Annotated in this window: 13 protein-coding genes; 5 read left to right on the forward strand and 8 right to left on the reverse strand. The window is 66.7% G+C overall.

Annotation, left to right across the window (positions count from 1 at the left end; all coding sequences use genetic code 11):
- Positions 1–50: 50 nt before the first annotated feature.
- Complete coding sequence (locus Q8N10_RS14465; protein ID WP_304777325.1) at positions 51–659, forward strand: hemerythrin domain-containing protein; 609 nt, start codon at positions 51–53, stop codon at positions 657–659.
- 9 nt (positions 660–668) lie between these two features.
- Here Q8N10_RS14465 and Q8N10_RS14470 read toward each other — a convergent pair whose 3' ends face one another.
- The 6 genes from Q8N10_RS14470 to Q8N10_RS14495 all read right to left on the reverse strand — a co-directional run bounded on the left by Q8N10_RS14470 (position 669) and on the right by Q8N10_RS14495 (position 6406).
- A complete protein-coding gene (locus Q8N10_RS14470; RefSeq protein ID WP_304777324.1) occupies positions 669–1856 on the reverse strand; it encodes a molybdopterin molybdotransferase MoeA in 1188 nt (395 codons plus the stop codon).
- Complete coding sequence (moaB, locus tag Q8N10_RS14475) at positions 1853–2392, reverse strand: molybdenum cofactor biosynthesis protein B (protein WP_304777323.1); 540 nt, start codon at positions 2390–2392, stop codon at positions 1853–1855. Before moaB ends, Q8N10_RS14470 begins: the two co-directional genes overlap by 4 nt.
- Positions 2393–2419: 27 nt before the next feature.
- Positions 2420–3709, reverse strand: coding sequence for an acyl-CoA dehydrogenase family protein (locus Q8N10_RS14480; protein ID WP_304777322.1), 1290 nt, complete (start codon positions 3707–3709; stop codon positions 2420–2422).
- A 125-nt stretch (positions 3710–3834) separates the two neighbouring features.
- Positions 3835–4239 (reverse strand): SirB2 family protein, encoded by a 405-nt coding sequence (locus Q8N10_RS14485; RefSeq protein ID WP_304777321.1) that lies wholly within the window; start codon positions 4237–4239, stop codon positions 3835–3837.
- 47 nt (positions 4240–4286) lie between these two features.
- A complete protein-coding gene (locus Q8N10_RS14490; protein ID WP_304777320.1) occupies positions 4287–5573 on the reverse strand; it encodes an O-acetylhomoserine aminocarboxypropyltransferase in 1287 nt (428 codons plus the stop codon).
- Positions 5574–6220: 647 nt separating this feature from the next.
- Positions 6221–6406 (reverse strand): hypothetical protein, encoded by a 186-nt coding sequence (locus Q8N10_RS14495; RefSeq protein ID WP_304777319.1) that lies wholly within the window; start codon positions 6404–6406, stop codon positions 6221–6223.
- Between the two features lie 63 nt (positions 6407–6469).
- Between Q8N10_RS14495 and Q8N10_RS14500 the strand changes: the two genes are divergently transcribed.
- Together Q8N10_RS14500 and Q8N10_RS14505 are read left to right on the forward strand one after the other, a co-directional pair.
- Entirely contained in the window at positions 6470–8635 is a 2166-nt protein-coding gene (locus Q8N10_RS14500) for a family 16 glycosylhydrolase (RefSeq protein ID WP_304777318.1), read from the forward strand.
- 450 nt (positions 8636–9085) lie between these two features.
- A complete protein-coding gene (locus Q8N10_RS14505) occupies positions 9086–11782 on the forward strand; it encodes a family 16 glycosylhydrolase (protein WP_304777317.1) in 2697 nt (898 codons plus the stop codon).
- Here the strand turns inward: Q8N10_RS14505 and Q8N10_RS14510 are convergent.
- Positions 11779–17175, reverse strand: a complete 5397-nt coding sequence (locus tag Q8N10_RS14510) for a type I secretion C-terminal target domain-containing protein (protein ID WP_304777316.1) — start codon at positions 17173–17175, stop codon at positions 11779–11781. The genes Q8N10_RS14505 and Q8N10_RS14510 overlap by 4 nt on opposite strands.
- A gap of 146 nt (positions 17176–17321) precedes the next feature.
- Complete coding sequence (locus Q8N10_RS14515; RefSeq protein WP_304777315.1) at positions 17322–17933, reverse strand: sugar transferase; 612 nt, start codon at positions 17931–17933, stop codon at positions 17322–17324.
- A 273-nt stretch (positions 17934–18206) separates the two neighbouring features.
- Here Q8N10_RS14515 and Q8N10_RS14520 point away from each other — a divergent pair, with 273 nt between their 5' ends.
- Both Q8N10_RS14520 and Q8N10_RS14525 read left to right on the forward strand, forming a co-directional pair.
- Positions 18207–19106, forward strand: coding sequence for a glycosyltransferase family 2 protein (locus Q8N10_RS14520; RefSeq protein ID WP_304777314.1), 900 nt, complete (start codon positions 18207–18209; stop codon positions 19104–19106).
- Between the two features lie 110 nt (positions 19107–19216).
- On the forward strand, positions 19217–19888 hold the full coding sequence (locus Q8N10_RS14525; RefSeq protein ID WP_304777313.1) for a polysaccharide biosynthesis/export family protein: 672 nt from the start codon (positions 19217–19219) through the stop codon (positions 19886–19888).
- Positions 19889–20044: the final 156 nt, after the last annotated feature.

Genomic DNA, 20044 nt, shown 5'->3' on the forward strand with positions numbered 1-20044 from the left:
AGGCGCGGGGAACGCCGGCGGTCTAGTCTGTCCTCATTGAGGAGGCCGCCATGATCCCGATCCCCACCCCTGGACTTGATCTCTGGGCCCGCGAGTTGGCCAAGCGATCCCCAGAGGCCAGCGACATCTTCCGTGTCAGGGGGCCCCTGACGAAGTTGGAGAAGCTTGAGCGTGACCTGACCGCAGCCACCCGAGGAGGCAAGACCGCCGAGCGCGCGGCCGGAAAGCTGATCGAGCATATCCTGGAGCGCTATCACGAAACCCATCGCCGCGAGTTCCCCCAGGCCATCGAGCTGGCGCGCACCGTGGAGCGGGTTCACGCCGGCGACCCAGATTGCCCCCGCGGCCTGGCCGACCACCTGGCGGTCATGGCCGACGACCTGGAGGGCCACCAGCTCAAGGAGGAGAACATCCTCTTTCCCACCATGCTGGCCGGCTCGTGTGGGGTCCTGCGATTCCCCATCTCGCGCATGATGGCCGAACACGACGACGTCTATGAGCAGCTCGACCGCCTGGCGGCCCTGACCCGGGACTTCACCCCGCCCCGGGACGCCTGCAAGACCTGGCGCGCGCTCTCCCAGGCCTGCCGCAAGCTGGACCGAGACCTGCGCGAGCACATGCGCCTGGAGAACGACGTCCTCTTCCCCCACTTCCTGTAGGCGAGGTCCTCAGAACTCGAGCACCTCGACCCGGTCTCCGATCGCCGCGGCCAAGTCACCCGGTCGGCGACGGATAAGCACGTCGGCCAGGGCCAGAGCCCTTTGGGACGAAGAATCCTGGTCCGACAGCGGCGCGACGCCCGCCGCAAGGCGTTGTCCGCGCACGAAGGTCTCCCGATCGCCGCAGGCCTCCAGCGCCTGCGTCAGGGGCGCCCGGCGCCAGGCGAGGGCGCGATCCGGCGCCTGCCCGCCCAGGCCGGCCACCAGCGGCGCCAGCAGCAGGCGCGCCGTCACCAGGGCCGCGGTGGGATTGCCCGGCAGGCCCACCACCAGCTTGCCGCCGGCTCGCCCCAGCCAGACGGGTTTTCCAGGCTTGATGGCCACCTTTGCGAACACGCAGTCCAGGCCGAACGGCGCAAACATCACCTTGGCGTAGTCGCGCTGGCCGACGGAGGCTCCGCCGGTGACCACCACCAGGTCGGCGGCCTGCAGCGCTTCGCCGGCGGCGGCCTGCAGCAGGGACAGGTCATCCCCAAGCCGCCGTCGGCCGACGACCTCTCCGCCCCAGGCGCGCACCAGAGCGGCCAGGCCGAAGGAGACGCTTTCGGGGATCGACGCCCCACCGCCGGGACCCTGGCCCGGCTCATGCAGCTCGTCGCCGGTGCTTAGGATCATCACCCTTGGCCGGGCCACGACCGCCAATTCGGACTGGTCGGCCGCGGCGGCCGCAATCAGCCTCTGTGGTGTGAGCCGCAGGCCCGCAGCCAACAGTTCGTCGCCAGCCCGGAAGTCGCAGCCAGCCGCGCGGACATGCCGCCCACCGCAGGGGGCCTCGGCGAAGTAGGCGACGCCACCTTCATCACGCACCGCTTCCTGCATCACCACCCGGTCGGCCCCCGCAGGGGCCGGAGCGCCGGTGTAGATGCGCACACAGGCGCCCGGCGCCAGGGGCTGTCCAAAGCCCTGGCCAGCATAGGCGACCCCCACCACCGGAAGGCTGACCGAGCCATGCGACAGGTCGGCCTCCCGCACGGCGTAGCCGTCCATGGCCGAAACCGCGACGGCAGGTGACGCCCCCCTCGCCACGAGGGGAACCGCGAGCACGCGGCCGTCGGCCTGGTCGAGCCCGACGCGCTCCGTGGCCAGGGGCCGGGCCAGTCCGGAGACCATGGCCGCGGCGTCGTCGAAGCTGATCAATTGCAGACGCCCCGATAGCGCGGGATCTGGCCCACCAGCGAACAGGGGCGGAAGCGGCTGTCGAATTCCTCGGCGAGCACCAGGTCCCAGGCGTCCTTGCAGGCGCCGGTGGAGCCGGGGACGCAGAAGATGAAGGTCTCGCCGATCTGGCCGGCCAGGGCGCGCGACTGCAGGGTCGAGACCCCTACCGTGCCCTGGCTGGCCTGGTGGAAGACCACCGAGAAACCGTCCATGGTCCTGTCCAGCAGGGGCGTAACCGCCTCGGGCGTCACGTCGCGCGGCGAGAACCCGGTGCCGCCGGTGGTCAGGATGACGTCCACCTCGGCCGACGCCGCCCAGGCGCGGACCTGGGTTGCGATGGCGCCCACCTCGTCGGCGACGATGGCGCGGGCGGCCAGGACGTGACCGGCGCTCGTCAGGCGATCGACCAGCAGGCCGCCGGAGGTGTCGGTGACCTCCGTCCGGGTGTCGGAGATGGTCAGGACCGCGATGTTCAACGGGTGAAAGGGCAGCCGTTCGTCGATGCCGGTCTTCATGGGAGATCAGGTTCCAGGATTGTGGGTCTAGGCCGGCTTCGGGACCTGCCCGGCGTCCAGCGGCGCGCCGTCGCGCCAGGCCCGCAGGCGGGCGCCGTGGCGACCCATCTCCAGCTTGGCGATGGCCCGCTTGTGCACCTCGTCGGGACCGTCGGCGATCCGCAGGGCGCGCATGCCGGCATAGGCGCGCGCCAGGCCGAAGTCCTCCGACAGGCCCGCGCCGCCATGGGCCTGCATGGCGTCGTCCAGCACCTTCAGGGCGGTGCGCGGCGCGGCCACCTTGATCATCGCGATCTCCAACTGGGCGGCCTTGTTGCCTACCTTGTCCATCATGTCGGCGGCCTTCAGGCACAGCAGCCGGGTCATCTCGATCTCCAGCCGCGCCTCGCCGATCCGTTCCTCCCAGACTGACTGGTCGGCCAGGCGCTTGCCGAAGGCCACGCGGGAGAGCAGGCGGTCGACCATCTTCTCCAGGGCCACCTCGGTGGCGCCGAGCGCGCGCATGCAGTGATGGATGCGGCCCGGGCCGAGACGGCCCTGGGCGATCTCAAAGCCTCGCCCTTCCCCCAGGATCAGGTTCTCCACCGGGACGCGCACGTCGCGCAGCATCACCTCGGCGTGGCCGTGAGGGGCGTCGTCATAGCCGAAGACCGGCAGCATGCGGACCACCTCGAACCCGGGGGCGTCGGTGGGGATCAGGATCTGGGACTGCTGGGAGTGGCGGGCGCCCTCCGGATCGGTCTTGCCCATCAATATTGCCAGCTTGCAGCGCGGATCGCCAATGCCCGAAGACCACCACTTGCGGCCGTTGATGACGTAACTGTCGCCGTCGCGGCGGATCGAGGTCTGGATGTTGGTGGCGTCGGAGGAGGCCACGTCGGGCTCGGTCATCAGGAAGGCCGAGCGGATCTCGCCGTCCATCAGCGGCCGCAGCCACTGGGCCTTTTGCGCGGCCGAGCCATACTGGCGCAGCACCTCCATGTTGCCGGTGTCGGGCGCCGAGCAGTTGAACACCTCCGAAGCGAAGGCGACCCGGCCCATCTCCTCGGCGCACAGCGCATATTCGAGGTTGCTCAGTCCCGGCCCCGTATAGGCGTCGTCGTCCTGTTCCGATGGGTTCAGGAACAGGTTCCAAAGTCCCTCGGAATAGGCCCGCGCCTTCAGTTCCTCCACGATCGGGATGACCTGCCAGCGCGCTGCGCCCACTTGGTTGGCTTGCTGCTGATAGAGCGGAATGGAGGGGTAGATATGCGCCGCCATGAAGGCCCGCACGCGGTCGCGCCACAGCGCCTGACGTTCAGACAGGTCAAAATTCATGTGCGGCCTCCACCACTCGATGGCGAGCCTTAGCCCCCTGGGGCGCCGCACACCTTGACGGGGGTCAACTCGGCTCTCGAAGATGATCACGCCGGCCGCGCGCCATCTCGCAAGCTGAGCGAGAACTAGGCGCCGAGGCTCGCGAAAAGGCCGAGGGGGCTATGTGCCCGCGCCACGCTGACAATGAAGCCGAACACACAGAGGGCGGCCACCCAGAAGCCAATCCGGACCGAGCGGGAGCGTCTGGGGGAGAAGGCCATGGAGCCAAGGCCGATATAGACCACGAGCAACACCACCTTCGTCGTGAGCCAGGCATCGGCGAACGGGTACTGTTGGATGATGGTCGTCAGTATGAGCGCCGCGGCGAGCAGCGCCGTGTCGATCACCCAGGACAGGATCCGCACGGGCAGGAGCTTCGGCCAGCGCGCCTCCAGCAGGTTCCAGGCCCCACCACGCAAGGCGAACAGTAGGCCGCTGGCCACGACCGCCCATATGTGGATCGTCCGAATTGCGGGATAGAATTCCTCCACGCGTCCTTCCTGATCACTGGCGCTTCATGGCGACGTTTTGGGCGAGATCAGAGGCCCGCCAACGCCTGGTCGAGGTCGGCGATGATGTCCTCGATGTGCTCGAGACCCACTGACAAACGCACCACATCTGGACCGGCGCCGGCGACGATCTGGTCGGCCTCCTCCAACTGCCTGTGGGTGGTGGAGGAGGGGTGGATGATCAGGCTGCGGGTGTCGCCGATATTGGCCAGGTGCGAGAACAGCTTCACCGAACTCACCAGCTTCACGCCGGCGGCGTAGCCGTCCTTCAGGCCGAAGGTGAACACCGCCCCGGCGCCCTTGGGCGCGTAGCGCTGGGCCAAGGCGTGATAGCGATCCTCCGGCAGGCCGGCATAGGAGACCCAGGCCACCTTGGGGTGGGCCTGCAGCCATTGGGCGACCGCCAGGGCGTTCTGGCAGTGACGCTCCATCCGCAGCGGCAGGGTCTCGATCCCGGTCAGGATCATGAAGGCGTTGAAGGGGGAGATCGCGGGCCCGAGGTCGCGCAGGCCGAGCGCGCGGCAGGCGACGATGAAGGCGGCCGGGCCGAAGGCCTCGGTGAAGACCTTGCCGTGATAGCTGGGGTTGGGCGTCGAGAGGTAGGGGTACTTGCCGCCGGCCGCCCAGTCGAATCGGCCGCTGTCGACAATCATGCCGCCGATGGAATTTCCGTGGCCGCCGAGGAACTTGGTCAGGGAATGGACCACGATGTCGGCCCCATGGGCGAAGGGCTGGCAGAGGTAGGGAGAGGCCAGGGTGTTGTCGACCACCAGGGGGACGCCCGCCGCGTGGGCCGCCTGCGCGATGGCGGCGATGTCGGAGATCACGCCGCCGGGGTTGGCGATGGACTCGATGAACACCGCGCGGGTCTTGTCATTGATCGCCTTGGCGTAGTCGGCGGCGTCGTCGGTGTCGATGAAGGTGACGCCCCAGCCCATCTTCTTGAAGCTCTGCGAGAGCTGGTTGATGGAGCCGCCGTAGAGCTTGCGGGAGGCGACGATGTTGCAGCCGGGTTCCAGCAGGGTGTGGAACACCAGGAACTGGGCCGCATGGCCGCTGGCCACCGCCAGGCCGGCGATGCCGCCCTCCAGGGCGCTGACCCGGGCCTCCAGCACGCTCTGGGTGGGGTTGCCCAGTCGGGTGTAGATATTTCCGCCGGCCTCCAGATTGAACAGAGCCGCGGCGTGATCGCTGTCGTCGAACACGTAGGAGGCCGTCTGATAGATCGGCGTAATCCGCGCCTTGGTGGTTGGGTCGGGCGTGGCTCCGGCGTGGATGGCCAGGGTCTCAGGGCGCTGGGCGGCGGCTTGGCTCATGGAAGTCTCTATGTCAGGGGCAGACGTTGCACGCTTCTCATAGAGGCCCGACACCGCTCGGTCACCCGCTCCTTCTCACCCCGCGTGGGCTCGAGGCAGCTGGTGGGACCCTTAGGGAGGACTTTCCGACTTCCGGCCCTGGGAACAGATCAGGTGAGAGAGGGGGCCCCGCACGCCGGCGGATTCCGACGTTGTCCTGCAGGTTCATAAGTGCTGGAGGCCGCCAGCGGACGAGCAATGTCGATGGCGCAATCAAGCGCGGATTTATTATCTCCGACGTGTATTCGTGTCAAAATTTTGGCCCATCTCGCCAAGATGTTGAAAATCGCGAATTCTAATTGTACAGCTAAAGAGAATTCAAGCTCTACAATACAATTGCATTGCTGAACTGAAACGCGCCATCTATCTCGCCTCGGGTCGGTTGCCTCAGGGGCGGGAAGCGGCGTTAACTTTTCTGCAATCAGAGCGCGTGAGAGCAACGTCCAATGGGATACGCAAACTACTCCGGGACCATTTTGCCTGAAACTTCGCCATGGTCTATTGATTGGCTAAGCAACCCCTATCAGCCTATTTCTCAAAATCCCGGAACAGGTCCGCATACTGTACAGATATGGCAATCCTACACTCTGCCGCATTCGGTCCAGAATCTAACAACATTCGGCGACAATCAATATGCGGCCGGGAATTCCCAGAACAACATCATCAAGTCGCTTGGTCATGATGCACAACTGTATGGCGGGACCGGACAGGACGTCTTCATCGGGAGCGACTCCAGGGACACCTTCATCGTTGCGCTCGGCGAAGGCGACAAGGTCATCCAGAATTTTGGCCATGGGCAGGACGCCGTTCGCCTGATTGGCGGACCTCTGGTCACCTTTCAGGCGGTGCAGGCTGCGATGACCCAGCAGGGCGCAGACGTCGTTCTGAACAACGGCGGCACGATGATCGCCTTCCGCAACGCCGCCACGGGACAGTTCACCGCCAATGACTTCAAGCTGCCGTTGAACCCGGCCAGCCTGGGCGGAGCCACTTTCAGCGAAGAGTTCAACAGCCCGCAGACAATCTCGGCGAACTGGGCCACCAACTTTGGCTATGCCGGAACCGGGCTGAACAGCTTCACCCTTCCCCGCAATGGCGAACAGCAAATCTACACCAGTTCGGCCTTCCAGGGGACCGCCGCCTCGCCTCTGGGTCTGAACCCGTTTTCCTTCAATGACGGCGTGCTGACGATCACCGCCCAGCCGGTGACGGAGGCGCAATCGGCCCAGATGTGGGGCTATGACTATTCGTCGGGCCTCCTCGTCTCCAACTTCACCCAGACCTACGGTTATTTCGAAATGCGCGCCGAGTTGCCGCAGGGCCAGGGTTTGTGGCCGGCCTTCTGGCTGCTGGGTCCCGAGAACAAGGAGATCGATGTTCTCGAAGGGCTCGGAAGCGATACGAAGGCGGCGCACAACGCCATCCACAGCAACAGTGTCCCGACCCTGGGGAACGCCGCCTTCAACCCCTATGGCGACGGCTTCCACACCTACGGGGTGAAGTGGACCGCGCAGACCATCACCTTCTACGTGGACCGCGCCGAGGTCTGGCAGACCGTCACGCCGACGGACATGCATGCCCCCATGCGAATGCTGGTGAACCTCGCGGTCGGTGGCCACTGGGCGGGTTCGCCGGACGCGTCCACGCCGTTCCCCGCCAACCTGCGCGTGGACTACATCCATGCCTTCAGTCTGGCGCAGGCCGACGGCGGGGTGCCGGCCACACCGGCGCCTCCCCCGGCGCCTCCCCCGGCCCCCGCTCCGGCGGCGGGCGGCGCGGGCCAGGTGCTGACTTCAGCCTACGCCGGCGCGACACTGACCGGCGGAACCGGCGCCGACACCCTGATTGCGAGCCAGGGGTCGGACCGGCTCACCGGCGGCGCCGGGGCCGATAGTTTCGTGTTCAAGGCGATCCCCTGGAACGCTGGCCGCATCACCGACTTCCAGGTGGGAACCGACAAGCTCGACCTCTCCGGCCTCTACGCCAATGGCTATAACGGCTCCAATCCTGTCGCTGACGGCTATGTGAGCTTTGTCTCCGACGGCGGCGGCGGGACCAAGGTTCTGCTGGACACCGATGGCCCGGGCGGCGCCAACAGCCTCAAGTTCCAGATCACAACCCTGGACGGGGTGGCGGCCGCCAGCCTGACCAGCGCCAGTCTCGTCGGCGGCGGGCCTGAGACGGTGGCCCCCGCTCCGGGCGGCGGCGGGCAGGTGCTGACCTCGCCCTATCCCGGGGCGACTCTGACCGGCGGACCTGGCGCGGACACCCTCAACGCCAGCCAGGGCTCTGACCGGCTCACCGGCGGCGCCGGAGCCGACACCTTCCTCTTCAAGGGCCTGCCCTGGAACGCCGGCCACATCACCGACTTCCAGGTGGGAACCGACAGGCTGAACATTTCCGCCCTCTACACGAACGGCTATTCGGGTGCGAACCCCGTGGCGGATGGCTATGTGAGCCTGGTGTCAGACGGCGCCGGGGGGACGAAGGTTCTGCTCGACACTGACGGCCCGGGCGGCGCGAACAGCCTGAAGTTCGTCATCACCACCCTGGACGGCGTCGCGCCGGCGTCTCTGACCAGCGCTAGCCTGCTCGGGGGCGCGTCCGCCCCCGCGCCGGGCGTCGCCGGCCAGGTGCAGACATCGCCCTATCCGGGCGCGACACTGACTGGCGGCGCCGGGGCCGACACCCTGAACGCCAGCCAGGGGTCGGACCGGCTCACCGGCGGGTCCGGAGCTGACAGCTTCGTATTCAAGGCGCCGCCCTGGAGCGCGGGCCATGTCACCGACTTCACACCGGGTGTCGATGTGCTCGATCTGCGCGGCCTGTTCGCGGCCAGCCGGTACAGCGGTTCAAACCCCGTGGCGGACGGGTACCTCAGCTTCGTGGCCGATGGGGCGGGCGGAACCAAGGTGATGTTCGACTCCGACGGCCGCGGCGGCGCCAACCCCTGGCCGATCACGGTCACGACCCTGGACCACGTCCAGCCCGGCGCCCTGCATTCGACCGACTGGCTGGCGTAAACTCCGTGACTTGCGCTCAGGTCGAGAGGCGCCTGACCTGAGCGCGAGGGACTTGAGCCCCGCGCCAGGGGCCACGCGGGCCAACGGCGGCCCAGGGGATTTGGTCAAATTGCCACATCTCCCACCCAAAAATCGCCGGTATCCACACGCAGACGGCTCGACGTATCTGGGCAGGCGGGGCGCACTCAAGGTGACGCTTGTTCTCCTATTAGATCAAGCCTCTAAGGATATTGTTTTCTCATCGGACGAGGCACCCAAGACGTCTTAACCCGCCTATGGCTAAGCTTACCAGCGCACCGTAGAAACAGCATCCATGCCCTCCCAGGCAGCGTGGAAACTATTTGTGCGACATCTTGGGTCATGTGTTGGAAAGGCTCTCAGCGCTAGCGTTGCTGGACCGCGAGAGACTCCTGGTGTGTCAGGGGTCGAACTCCGGATCGGGGAAACTAGATGTCCTGGCTCAAATATGACGGCTCAGTCGCCGTCGGAACAAACACGCCTGTCTCCGACCTCTACGGGACCGACGGCAGAGAGACCCTGACCGGAACCGCCGACGCCAACTCCCTGTGGGGCGGCCAGGGGGACCGGATGGTGGGCGGCGCCGGGGACGACACCTACTATCTGAAATCGTCATCCGATCAGGTGGTCGAACAGGCCAATGGCGGGGTCGATAAGATTGTCGCCTGGTCGAACGTCTACCTTCCGATGTACGCCGAGGTTGAGAACCTCGAGGTCAATGGCGACCGCACCTACGGCGCCGGGGGCGCTGGCGACAACATCATCCAGGGCGGGGCCGGATCCCAGCAGCTCTATGGCGGGGGCGGGCAGGACATTCTGATCGGCGGGGCCGGCTCGGATGTGTTCGTGGTGGTCAAGGGTGAGGGCGGCGACGTCATCCAGGACTTCTCCCCGGGCGAGGACGTCATCCGCCTCACTGGCGGCTATACGAGTTTCGGCCAAGTGCAGGCCCACCTGACCCAGGTCGGCGGCGACGTGAAGCTCGATCTCGGCGGCGGTGACGGTTTGATGCTGAGGAACCTCACCGTCTCACAGCTCAGCGCCCAGGACTTCGAACTGCAGCTGGACCCCGGCCAACTGGGCGCCATGACGTTCCGTGACGAGTTCGACCAGCCGTTGTCGCTGTGGGATGCGCAAAGCAATCCGACCGGCGTCTGGCGTCCCGACTACGGGTACCAGGGCGAGCAGGGTCTGGGCTCCTACACCCTCGCCACCAACAACGAGAAACAGGTCTACGTCTCCCCCTATTTCCGCGGTCACGCGGGGGACTTCGCGGTGACGCCGTTCACCTCCAACGCGGACGGCACGCTCTCCATCCAGGCGCGGCCGACCTCGAACCCGGAGACCTACGGCTACGACTACACCTCTGGCATGATCTCGACCCGGCCGACCTTCAGCCAGACCTACGGCTATTTCGAAATGCGCGCCGACCTGCCCGAGGCCGCCGGCGCCTGGCCGGCCTTCTGGCTGCTGCCGGCCGACGGATCGTGGCCGCCGGAACTCGACGTCATGGAGACCCTCTCATCGGATCCCCGAGCGGCCTGGACCACCGCCCACTCGGGGCTGAACGGCGACCACGTCTCCTCGGGTCAGGCCGCCTTCGTGCCCGACACCGCCGACGGCTTCCACACCTATGGCGTTCTTTGGACGGCCACGAGCCTGAAGTGGTACGTCGATGGCGTGGAGGTGTTCCAGGCCGCGACTCCGGCGGACATGAACAAGCCCATGTACATGATCGCCAACCTCGCCCTCGGCGGCTGGGGTGGCGCGATTGACCAGGGCGCCCTGCCGGCCGAGATGAAGATCGACTACATCCGGGCCTATGCGCTCCCGGGCACGGTCCCGACCGATACGGCCCAGGCTGGCTCCTCAGGCCTCCGCCTCACCGCCTCCGGCTACGCCGACACCCTGACGGGCGGCGCGGGCGCGGACTCGATCACTGCTGGCCAGGGCCCCGACAGGCTCACCGGAGGGGACGGCGCCGATGCGTTCGTCTTCAAGAACCTGCCGTGGAACGCCGGCCACATCACCGACTTCCAGGTCGGCGTCGACAAGATCGACCTCTCCGCCCTGTACGAGGCTGGCTACAGTGGCGCAGACCCGGTGGCCGACGGCCATGTCTCCTTCGTCTCCGACGGACTGGGCGGGACGAAGGTCATGCTCGACATCGACGGCCCCGCGAGCGGCAGTCCCTGGGCGTTCACCATCGCCACCCTCGACGGCGTGTCGCCGGTCGGCCTGACCGCCGCGAAGGTCTTCGGAGAGACCGCCACGCCGACGGGCGCAACCCCAGGCAGCCCGCCCCCCAGCTCAGGCGGCGTCGCGCTGCAGTCGGAAACCTATAGGGACCATCTGACGGGCGGGTCGGGTTCGGACACCCTCAATGCGGGCCAAGGCCCTGACGTCCTCACCGGCGGAGCGGGCGCCGACAGCTTCGCCTTCGCAAACCTGCCCTGGAACGCCGGTCACATCACCGATTTCGTCGTGGGGGTGGATCGTCTCGATCTCTCCGCATTCATCGCCCAATCCCACTACACCGGCGCCGATCCGATCGCCGACGGCTACCTGGTGCTGCGCGACGACGGCGCCGGCGGAAGCCAGGTGCTCTGGGACGTGGACGGTCGCGGCATCGGCAATCCATGGCCAATCACCGTCACGACGCTGGACGGGGTTCGCCCCGGGGATCTCACCGCGGCCAAGCTGATGACACCGACGGGGACGCAACAGCCCAGCGGCCTCGTGGTGGCTTCAACTGGCCCGGCGGCCAGCCTCAACGGGACCGCGGGAGCCGACACCTTCATGGCCGGGCGCTATGCCGATGTGCTCACCGGCGGCGCGGGGGCCGACCACTTCGTATTCCGGGAGACGCCCTGGAACGCCGGTCATATCACTGACTTCGCGCCCGGGTCGGATGTTCTCGACCTCAGGGCCATCTTCGCCGCCGCCAACTACCGCGGATCCGATCCCTTGATGGACGGCTATTTCAGCCTCCAGTCGGACGGAGCCGGAGGCGTCCGGGTCTTCGTGGACATCGACGGCCCCCAGGGTGCGGAGTGGCCTTTCCTGATCACGACCCTCGACCATGTCGCCCTCAACACGATCAGAGCGGGTGACTGGCTGTTCCATTAGTGGAACAGCCAGTCCTGGGGCGAGATTTGCGCCGGCCTCACGTGATCAAGGGTGGTGACCAAAGTCGGCCACTGCGACCCCGAGGGGCCGTCTAGGTCGACATAGACCTGGGTTCCGCCCGAGCCATCGGCGCGGAATTCAAGCCAGCCGTCAGCGAGCGGATCGGCGCCGCTGTAGGCCGTGGCGGCCATCAGCTGGGTTAGGTCAATCACGTCCGTACCTGGCGTGAAGTCGGTGATGTGGCCGGCGTTCCAGGGGGCGTTCGCGAAGACAAACACATCTGCCCCCCCCGCGCCGCTCAGCATGTCGGGCCCTTGCCCGGCGTTGAGCGTGTCGGCCCCGCTCCCGCCGGCGAGCACGTCGCCGTACTTGGCTGAAGTGAGGACCTGACCGCCTGTCCCGTCGCCGGCGGGCGGGGGCGGAGGCGGAGGCGGAGGCGGAGGCTGAGGCGGGGTGGAGTAGCCCGCGGCCAGCTGGGCGTAGGTGAGACCCGTGCTCGCGACCCCATCAAGCGTGGTGATCGTCGTGGGCCAGGGGTTGGCGCCGCCAGGGCCGTCGATGTCGAAGGCGATCCGCACGCCTCCCGCGCCGTCAGACGACAGGCTCACATACCCGTCGCCGACCGGGTCCGAGCCCGAATAGCCGCTGGAATTGAACAGCGCACTGAGATCGAGCCTGTCGCTTCCGACCACGAAGTCGGTGACGTGGCCCGCATTCCAAGGCAGCACCCGGAAGGCGAAGACATCGGCGCCGGCGCCGCCGCTAAGGATGTCAGCGCCATGGCCCGCCACCAGGGTGTCAGCGCCGTCCAGCCCCTGGAGGCTGGAGCCGTGGTCATTGGACGTCAGGGTGTTGTCGAGCGCGCTGCCCGTACCACTCTGGGGGGCCGAACCGACCAGCTCGAGGTTGTAGTCGGATCCGGACAGCGTGTAGGACCCCGCCGACGTCCGCACTGTCTCGTGCGGCGCGGGCGCGCCGTCGTCGTCAAGGATGGTCCCGACGGCGGTCTTGGCCCCCAGCGTGGCGCCTGTCGCGTTGTTGAGCGTGACCGTGAATTTCTCGTCGGTTTCGGCAGTCGTGTCTCCGGCGACCTGGACGACAATCGACTTGCTCGCCTCGCCGGCCGAGAAGGCCACCGTGCCGGCTGGGAGGATCGCACCCGCGAAGTCGGAGGCCATGGCGGGCGCCGCACCCGATCCGCTAACCGACCAGGACGCGCTGGCGGTCCCGCTGAGGTCGCCGGTGCGGCTCACGTTGAAGACCAGGGCCGTCGACCCGCTATCGCCCTCGTTGAGGCTGACCGCCGAGGAGCTGAACGCCAGCTGGGGGGCCTGGACAGGTGGCGGGCTCGAGGCTCCGGCGCCCGTCAGGGCCGACCATGTCAGGCCTGAGGCCGACACATTGTCGAGCTTGAGGATGTAGTTGGCCCACTGCGGGCTGGGGCCGGTTCCGTCGCGATCAAACAGCACCTGAGCGCCGCCGGCTCCATCGTCCAGCAGAGTGACGTAGCGGTCGGCGACCGGATCGGCCCCCGTATAGCCGGCCTTCTGGAAGAGCGACGAAAGGTCCAGCCGATCGACGCCCACCGTGAAGTCGGTGATCCGGTTGGGCGACCAGGGCTCGGCCGGGAACGAGAACGTATCGGCGCCAGCGCCGCCCGTCAGGACTTCGTCGCCGCGGCCGCCGATCAAGGTGTCGTTTCCCGCGCCGCCGGCCAAGGTCGAACCCGGGCCCGCGGAGATGAAGACATCGCCGCCAGGGCCTGTTGAGCCGTCCGCCCAGCTTTGGAAGATCTGGAAGAAGTTATCGCCAGATGTGTTGACGCCCTCGGCCGCCAGATGCAGGCCATCAGCCTGCAGCGGCAGGCCGGCGGCGTCGAAGCTCAGGGCGTTCGCGTCAGCCTGATCGACGCTCAGCTGACCAGCCCGGACATCGGCCGCATAGAGCGGAGAGGTTCCGATTGCGAAGAAGCCGATCTTGCCGTTGGGGTCCTGGAGCCAATCGGCCCGAACCGCCGAGAAGAAGGCCGTCAGATTGCCGCCATAGGCCTGAGCCGTCGCCTGGTAGTTGGCGTCTTCCTCTCCCTGACCAAAGAACACGGCCGCGGGCCGCAGGCCGCCGGCCGCGGCGCTGGCCTGGCTGATCATCTGGGTGGTCTGGTCGAAGAGTTCGCCCGCGCTCATGGGCGACCAGTCGGCGTGATACTGCGCAGTATCCTGCGCCAGCTGAGTGCCGCCGGCCACGGACTTGACGATGTACAAGGTCTCTCCCGGGTGGACGGCGCGCATGTCGATCGCGAACGCGACCTCGGGGCCCCACCCATTGGGCGCGCCGGCGTAGCCGGTGTTGACGCCCGGGCGCATCTCTTCGAAAGCCTGCGTCGTCTGGTTCCAGATCTGGGTCAGAGGACTCTGCGACCAGAGACTCGAGATGTTTGACGCATCGGTCCCGTAGACGCCCATGTTTGACTGACCCGCAAACACGACGAGCGTCCCGGCGCCGGGCGGTTGCGGCGGCGGGGAACCGGCGCCCTGGCTGAGCGCCGACCAGGTGAGCCCTGAACTCGACACGTGATCCAGCTGGATGACGTAGTTCCCCCACTGCGGGCTCGCCCCCTCTCCGTCGCGGTCGAACAGAAGTTTTGTCCCCCCTACCCCGTCGTCGATCAGGCTGACGTACTGGTCGGCGACGGGGTCCGATCCCGTATAGCCGGCCGCCTGCAGCAGGGCCGAAAGGTCGAGCTTGTCGGAACCGACGGTGAAGTCGGTGATCCGGTTGGGCGACCAGGGCTCCTTGCCAAACACGAACTGGTCGGCGCCTGAGCCGCCGGTCAGGACGTCGTTCCCCTGGCTGGCGTAGATCGTATCGTCGCCGGCGCCGCCGGCCAGGGTCGCGCCGGTACCGGAGGCGGTGAACACTTGGCCCGAGCCGCTGGGGTCTGTCGGGCCAGCGCCGGTGTCATCGTTCTCAATGACCCCGCTGGCGGTGGCGTTCCGCAGCTCGACGCCCGCGCCGGTCGGGTTGGAAAGCGTCACGACAAAACCCTCGTCGGACTCCGAGACAGCGTCGCCGGCCACATTGACGGTGAGGGTCTTGCTGAGCTCGCCGGCGCCGAATCTCACGGTTCCGGTGGGCAGGGCGCCGCCCTGGAAGTCAGCGCCGACCGCCGGGTGCGTCCCGGCGCCGGACACGCTCCAGGAGACGTCCCCCGCCGCCGAGGTGTCGCCGGTGCGCACGACCGTGTAGGTGAAGGCTGTGACCCCCGTGTCGCCTTCGAGATGGGCGACCGGGGCCGACTGGATCGCGACGGTCGAGGGAGTGTAGGTCGATGCGTCGGCCAGGGTGTAGAGTTGCTGATCGGCGCCATTGGCCGCGATGACCTGACCGCCCGCCGTGACCCCGACGAGATCTCCGGTCACTTCGCGCGCGGGACCATACCAGCCGGGCACGTCGCCGCCGTAGGCATACTCATCGTATCCCCGCGCCACCACCGTGCCGTCAGGGGTGTGCCAACTGACCGCGAAGCCGCCGTGGCCGGTGGCGACGAAGGTGGCGTCCGGGGTGGCGCTCGCCGCGCCCAGATCCTGGCGGACGAAGGTCTTGCGCACCGGATCAAAGACGATGTCCCACAGGTGCTGACCACCGTCGCTGCCGGGTTGCAGGTAGGCGAACACGACCTTGCCGCTGGTGAGCCAGGTTCCCGCTCCGGTGAACTGGCTGATCGAACCCGCCATCAGCGCAGTGGGCACCGCGAGATTGGACCCGTCGGACACCGCGCCGAACACCGCGCCAGCGTCTTCCCAGATCATCATGGTCTGGCCCGGCGGCAGCGTCGTCGGAGGTGCCGAGGAGAGTTGGATGTGGGAGGTGGTCACCGCCGCGCCGCCCGCCTCGAAGGTGACGGGCGTGTTCACCTGACCGCTGGCCGGTCCGTTGTCCTGCAACGTGGCCACCGGCGGCGGCGGCGTCAGGTGGAGCACCTCGCTCGACCCGTCGGCGAGCGCATAGGCGCGGACATAGTCCACGTTCAGCTGCGCCGGGAAGGCCGTCGGATCCGGCTCGCCCCCCCACCCGCCAACCGCGAGGTTGACGATCAGCGACATCGGGCTTGTCCAGGTGGAGGGCGTCGCGCCGTGCAGCACGGTGACGCCGTCGTAGAAGAAGGTCACGGTTTGGGGCGTCCACAACATCCCGTAGGTGTGGAAGCCTGCGGGATCGACGGTCAGGACGTTGTCGTACTGCGTCTCGGACCCCTCGGCGCCGCCATAGGCCCGCCGGTAGTCAACATTGGGGGTGGCGGCCAGCCCTTCCATGATGTCGGCCTCAGCGTTCGGCTTGTAGGGGCTGGGGATCATCCAGAAGGCGGGCCAGGCGCCGGCCGCCGTGGGGACCTCCGCCCGCATCTCGAAATAACCGAACTTCTGCGCGAAACTGCCGAGGGTGTTGAGCATGCCGGAGGTGTGGGTGGCGCCCCACGCGGCATAGACATCTTCAACCGCCAAGGGCGCCGCCGTGATCGTCAGCACGCCGTCTTCGATCGAGAACGGATTGACCCCGATGTCGTGGTCGCCACGTCCCTGGAACCCCGGCGCGACATAAGACTGTTGCTCCCCGTTCTGGACCAGGGCGTAGCTGTATTGGTCCTTCAGATTGCCACCAAAATTGGTGTTCCACTGACCCCCGCCGAGCGACGGATCGCGTATCTGCAGGCTGTTGAACTCGTCGCTGAAGGTCAGGGCCCCGAGCTTGGAGGTGTCCAATGCGCCCAGCAGCTGGCGGTCCGTAAACTCGGCCGGCGTCATGCTGCGGAACGTAAGGGTTTCGGTCGGCGAGAGCTGCAGGATGGTGTCCGCACCTGACTGGGTCATCTGCGCGCGGACGTCCGCCGCGGTCTCGAAGCCGGCGGCGTTCAGGAGCTGTAGCTGGGAGTTGCCGTTCCAATTGTAGATGACGTCGTTGCCTTCGCCGATCTTGACCTGGAACGAGGTGCGCTGGGTTACCGACCCGACCAGGACATCATCGCCGGCGAGGCCGTTGATCCACTGGCTCCCGTCCACGATGATGAGGTTGTCCAGCCCGTTGCCCACGGCGAAGTTGAAGTCCATGTGGACCGTCAAGTTCTCGACGTTGGGGGCCAGGATCACCGAGGTGTAGGCGATCTGTGTGTCTACGCCCCCGCCGGGCAGTTCCTGGACGCGGTCGTTGCTGTCCTTGATGTAGAAGCGGTTGTCGCCGGACGATCCGATCAACAGGTCACCGCCACCGCCGCCGGAGATGGAGGAGCTTCCGGCAGACGCCTGGATGGTTTCGTCGCCGGCCGGGGAGCCATCGATGCTCGACTGTTCCGGCGCCGATACCGCCATCGCCTGGCCGAGATAATTGTAATAGGTCATCGCGAACTACGCCCGGAAAATGGCGGCGCTGCCGGCGTGGAAACGATCCGCGCCGAGGCCGCTGAAGGGATGATGTTGAGGTGGTCGAGGTCGAGCTTCGGAAATCGGGTCGCGGCTTTAAGTACCCAGGCGGCGGTCCGCCCCGGCTAGTAGGACCCGCGTCGCAGTAGGACGGCGGGCACTGTGTTGAACATGATGGCCAGATCCAGGGCGACCGTGCGGCGCTTGGCGTAGATGCAGTCCAGGGCGACGCGGGCGCGGTAGGACGTGTCATTACGCCCGCTGACCTGCCATAGGCCGGTGATGCCAGGCTTGACCGCGCAGTATTGCTGGAAGCGCCGGCCATACTTCTGAATTTCGGCGTCGACGATCGGTCGCGGGCCGACAAGGCTCATATCGCCCGCTAACACGTTGAACAGTTGGGGAAGCTCGTCGAGGCTCGTGCGACGCAAGAAGGCGCCCAGCTTGGTGACACGCGGGTCGTTGCGCAGTTTGTGATCCTTATCCCACTCTGCGCGGGCGTCCGGATCACTGGCCAGAACTTCGGCGAGGCGCGCCTCGGCGTCCACCGCCATGCTGCGGAACTTAAGGCAGGGAAAACTCGCGCCACCCCGACCAATCCGGCGGTGCGCAAACATGATCGGACCCCGATCATGGGAGAAGATCGCCAAGGCGACAAAGAGCATCAAGGGCGCGACGAAAATCAGCGCCACGAGGGCTATGGCGAAATGCATCGCCTCGGATGCGACATCGTCCATAGGAGCAAGTGTCTGCGAAAAGGCTTGCGGCTGGGGGGTGGTACGAAAAATTTCTGACATGACCGCTACTAGAAGATCCCGACGAACCAAATGCACGTCTGATTTGCCGCAACAACGTCCATGCCCAAGCATGTGGTTCCAAGCTTAAGCAAAGAATTTAGCTCTCATCCGAACCGCAAAGCTTGCGTTCTGGTCAAGCTAACATCGCTTCTTCAACCTACAGGGAACGCAACGCCCCATTTATCGTTGGGGATGCTCTCACGGGGGTCGATCATGATCGCGTCGGTCGTCAGTGTAGCGGTTTGCACCTATCGCCGGCCCGCCGTGGTCGCCACCCTCGCGTCCATCGCGCAGCAGGAGCTGCCTGAAGGCGTTAGGGTTGAGGTCATCGTCGCCGACAACGACACCGGCCGTGAAGCCGAGGCGCGCGTCCTCGCCGCGGCGGAGCTGCACGGACTCTCAGTCGCCTATGTCCACGCGCCGGAGCGCAATATCTGCGTGGCGCGCAATGCCTGTCTCGACGTGGCCACGGGAGACTGGCTTGCGTTTCTTGACGATGACGAAACTGCGGGCCCCGGCTGGCTGGTCGCCCTGCTCTCGCAAGTCGAGCGATCCGGCTGCGACGCCGTGCTCGGGCCAGTGAAGGCGACCTACCCGCCGCAGGCTCCCTCTTGGCTGGTCGCCGCCGACTTCCATTCGACGGCGCCGACCTTCACCAATGGACGGATCCTAAAGGGCTACGCTGGAAACGTCCTGATCCGGCGCAGCGCCATCGAGCAATACGGTCTGCGGTTCGACCCGGCTCTGGGGCGGATGGGAGGGGAGGACGACGCCTTCTTCTATCGCCTGACCGATGGCGGGGGGTCGATAGGCTATGCGCGTGACGCGGTGGCCTATGAGCCCGTGACCCCGGCGCGCCTGAGCCTGACCTGGCTGCTGAAGCGCAGCTTTCGCACCGGCCAGACCCATGGCTCGAGGCTGCTCGTGCGCCGAGGCTGGTTTGCTCGAGGTGTCCAGATCGCGATGGCCGGCGCCAAGGTCGCCCTTTGCCTCGGCGGGGCCCTGACCGCGATCGGTTCGGTCCAGTCGCGCACCCGCTGGCTGGTGCGCGGCGCGCTTCACGCCGGCGCCGTCGCGCGGCTCGCCGGGTTGAAGGTGCTTGAGCTGTACTGACGAAATCTCCGGACGGCCGACGGAACACTGCGGCAATGTCAGCGTTGGTTGGCTCAGTGAGTTGTGGCTAGCCCCTTCGTGGCCGCGCCGTTGCCCCCGGAGCCTGCTAAATGCGTCTGCACCTTTCCGTCATTTCCGCAGCGTTCGTGTTGCTGACGCTCGGTCAACCCGCCTTCGCCGCGCCGCTGCCTCCGCCCGATAGTGCGCCGACGCGTGTGGGCGCCAGCGGCTATCGTATCGGCCCCGACGACAAGCTCGACATCAATGTCTTCCAGATCGCTGAGTTGAGCCGGACGGTCACCGTCGACTCCGGGGGGAAGGTCTTGCTGCCCCTGCTGGGCTCGCTTCAGGCGAGCGGCCGGACGCCAAGTGAACTCTCCGACGATATCGCCACCGCCTTGAAGAAGTCCTTCATGAAGGATCCGCAGGTGACGGTGTCGGTGAAGGAGGCGCAGAGCGAGCGCGTCACGGTCGATGGGGCTGTTGTCCAACCTGGCGTCTATCCTCTCACCGGCCGGACGAGTTTGCTGCAGGCCGTCTCGCTGGCCAAGGGCCCTGATCCGCGCCTGGCGAACATCAAGCGCGTGGCGATTTTCCGCACCGTCGGCGGATCGCGTCGCAGCGCTTTCTATGATCTCGGGCAGGTGCGGAGCGGCAAGGCCGAGGATCCGGAAATCTACGGCAACGATATCGTCGTGGTCGACACCTCCGGCTCGAAGTCCTTCTTCCAGAATTTCCAGGGGTCGTTTGGCCTGTTGGGGATGCTCGTCCGCCCCTGGTGACCAAGCCGCCAAGCTTGGCCAAGTCCGGCGCACAGACCTCTGCGAGCTCGACGAAAAGACTGACACACCACGCCGACCCACTTGGCCGCGTGCCTGATCTTGCTTGCTGGCTTTGACGCGCCAACCCGGTTGCTGACCTCGAATTTGCGAAACACA

This window comes from Phenylobacterium sp., from assembly GCF_030693625.1.
GTDB lineage: Bacteria > Pseudomonadota > Alphaproteobacteria > Caulobacterales > Caulobacteraceae > Phenylobacterium > Phenylobacterium ferrooxidans.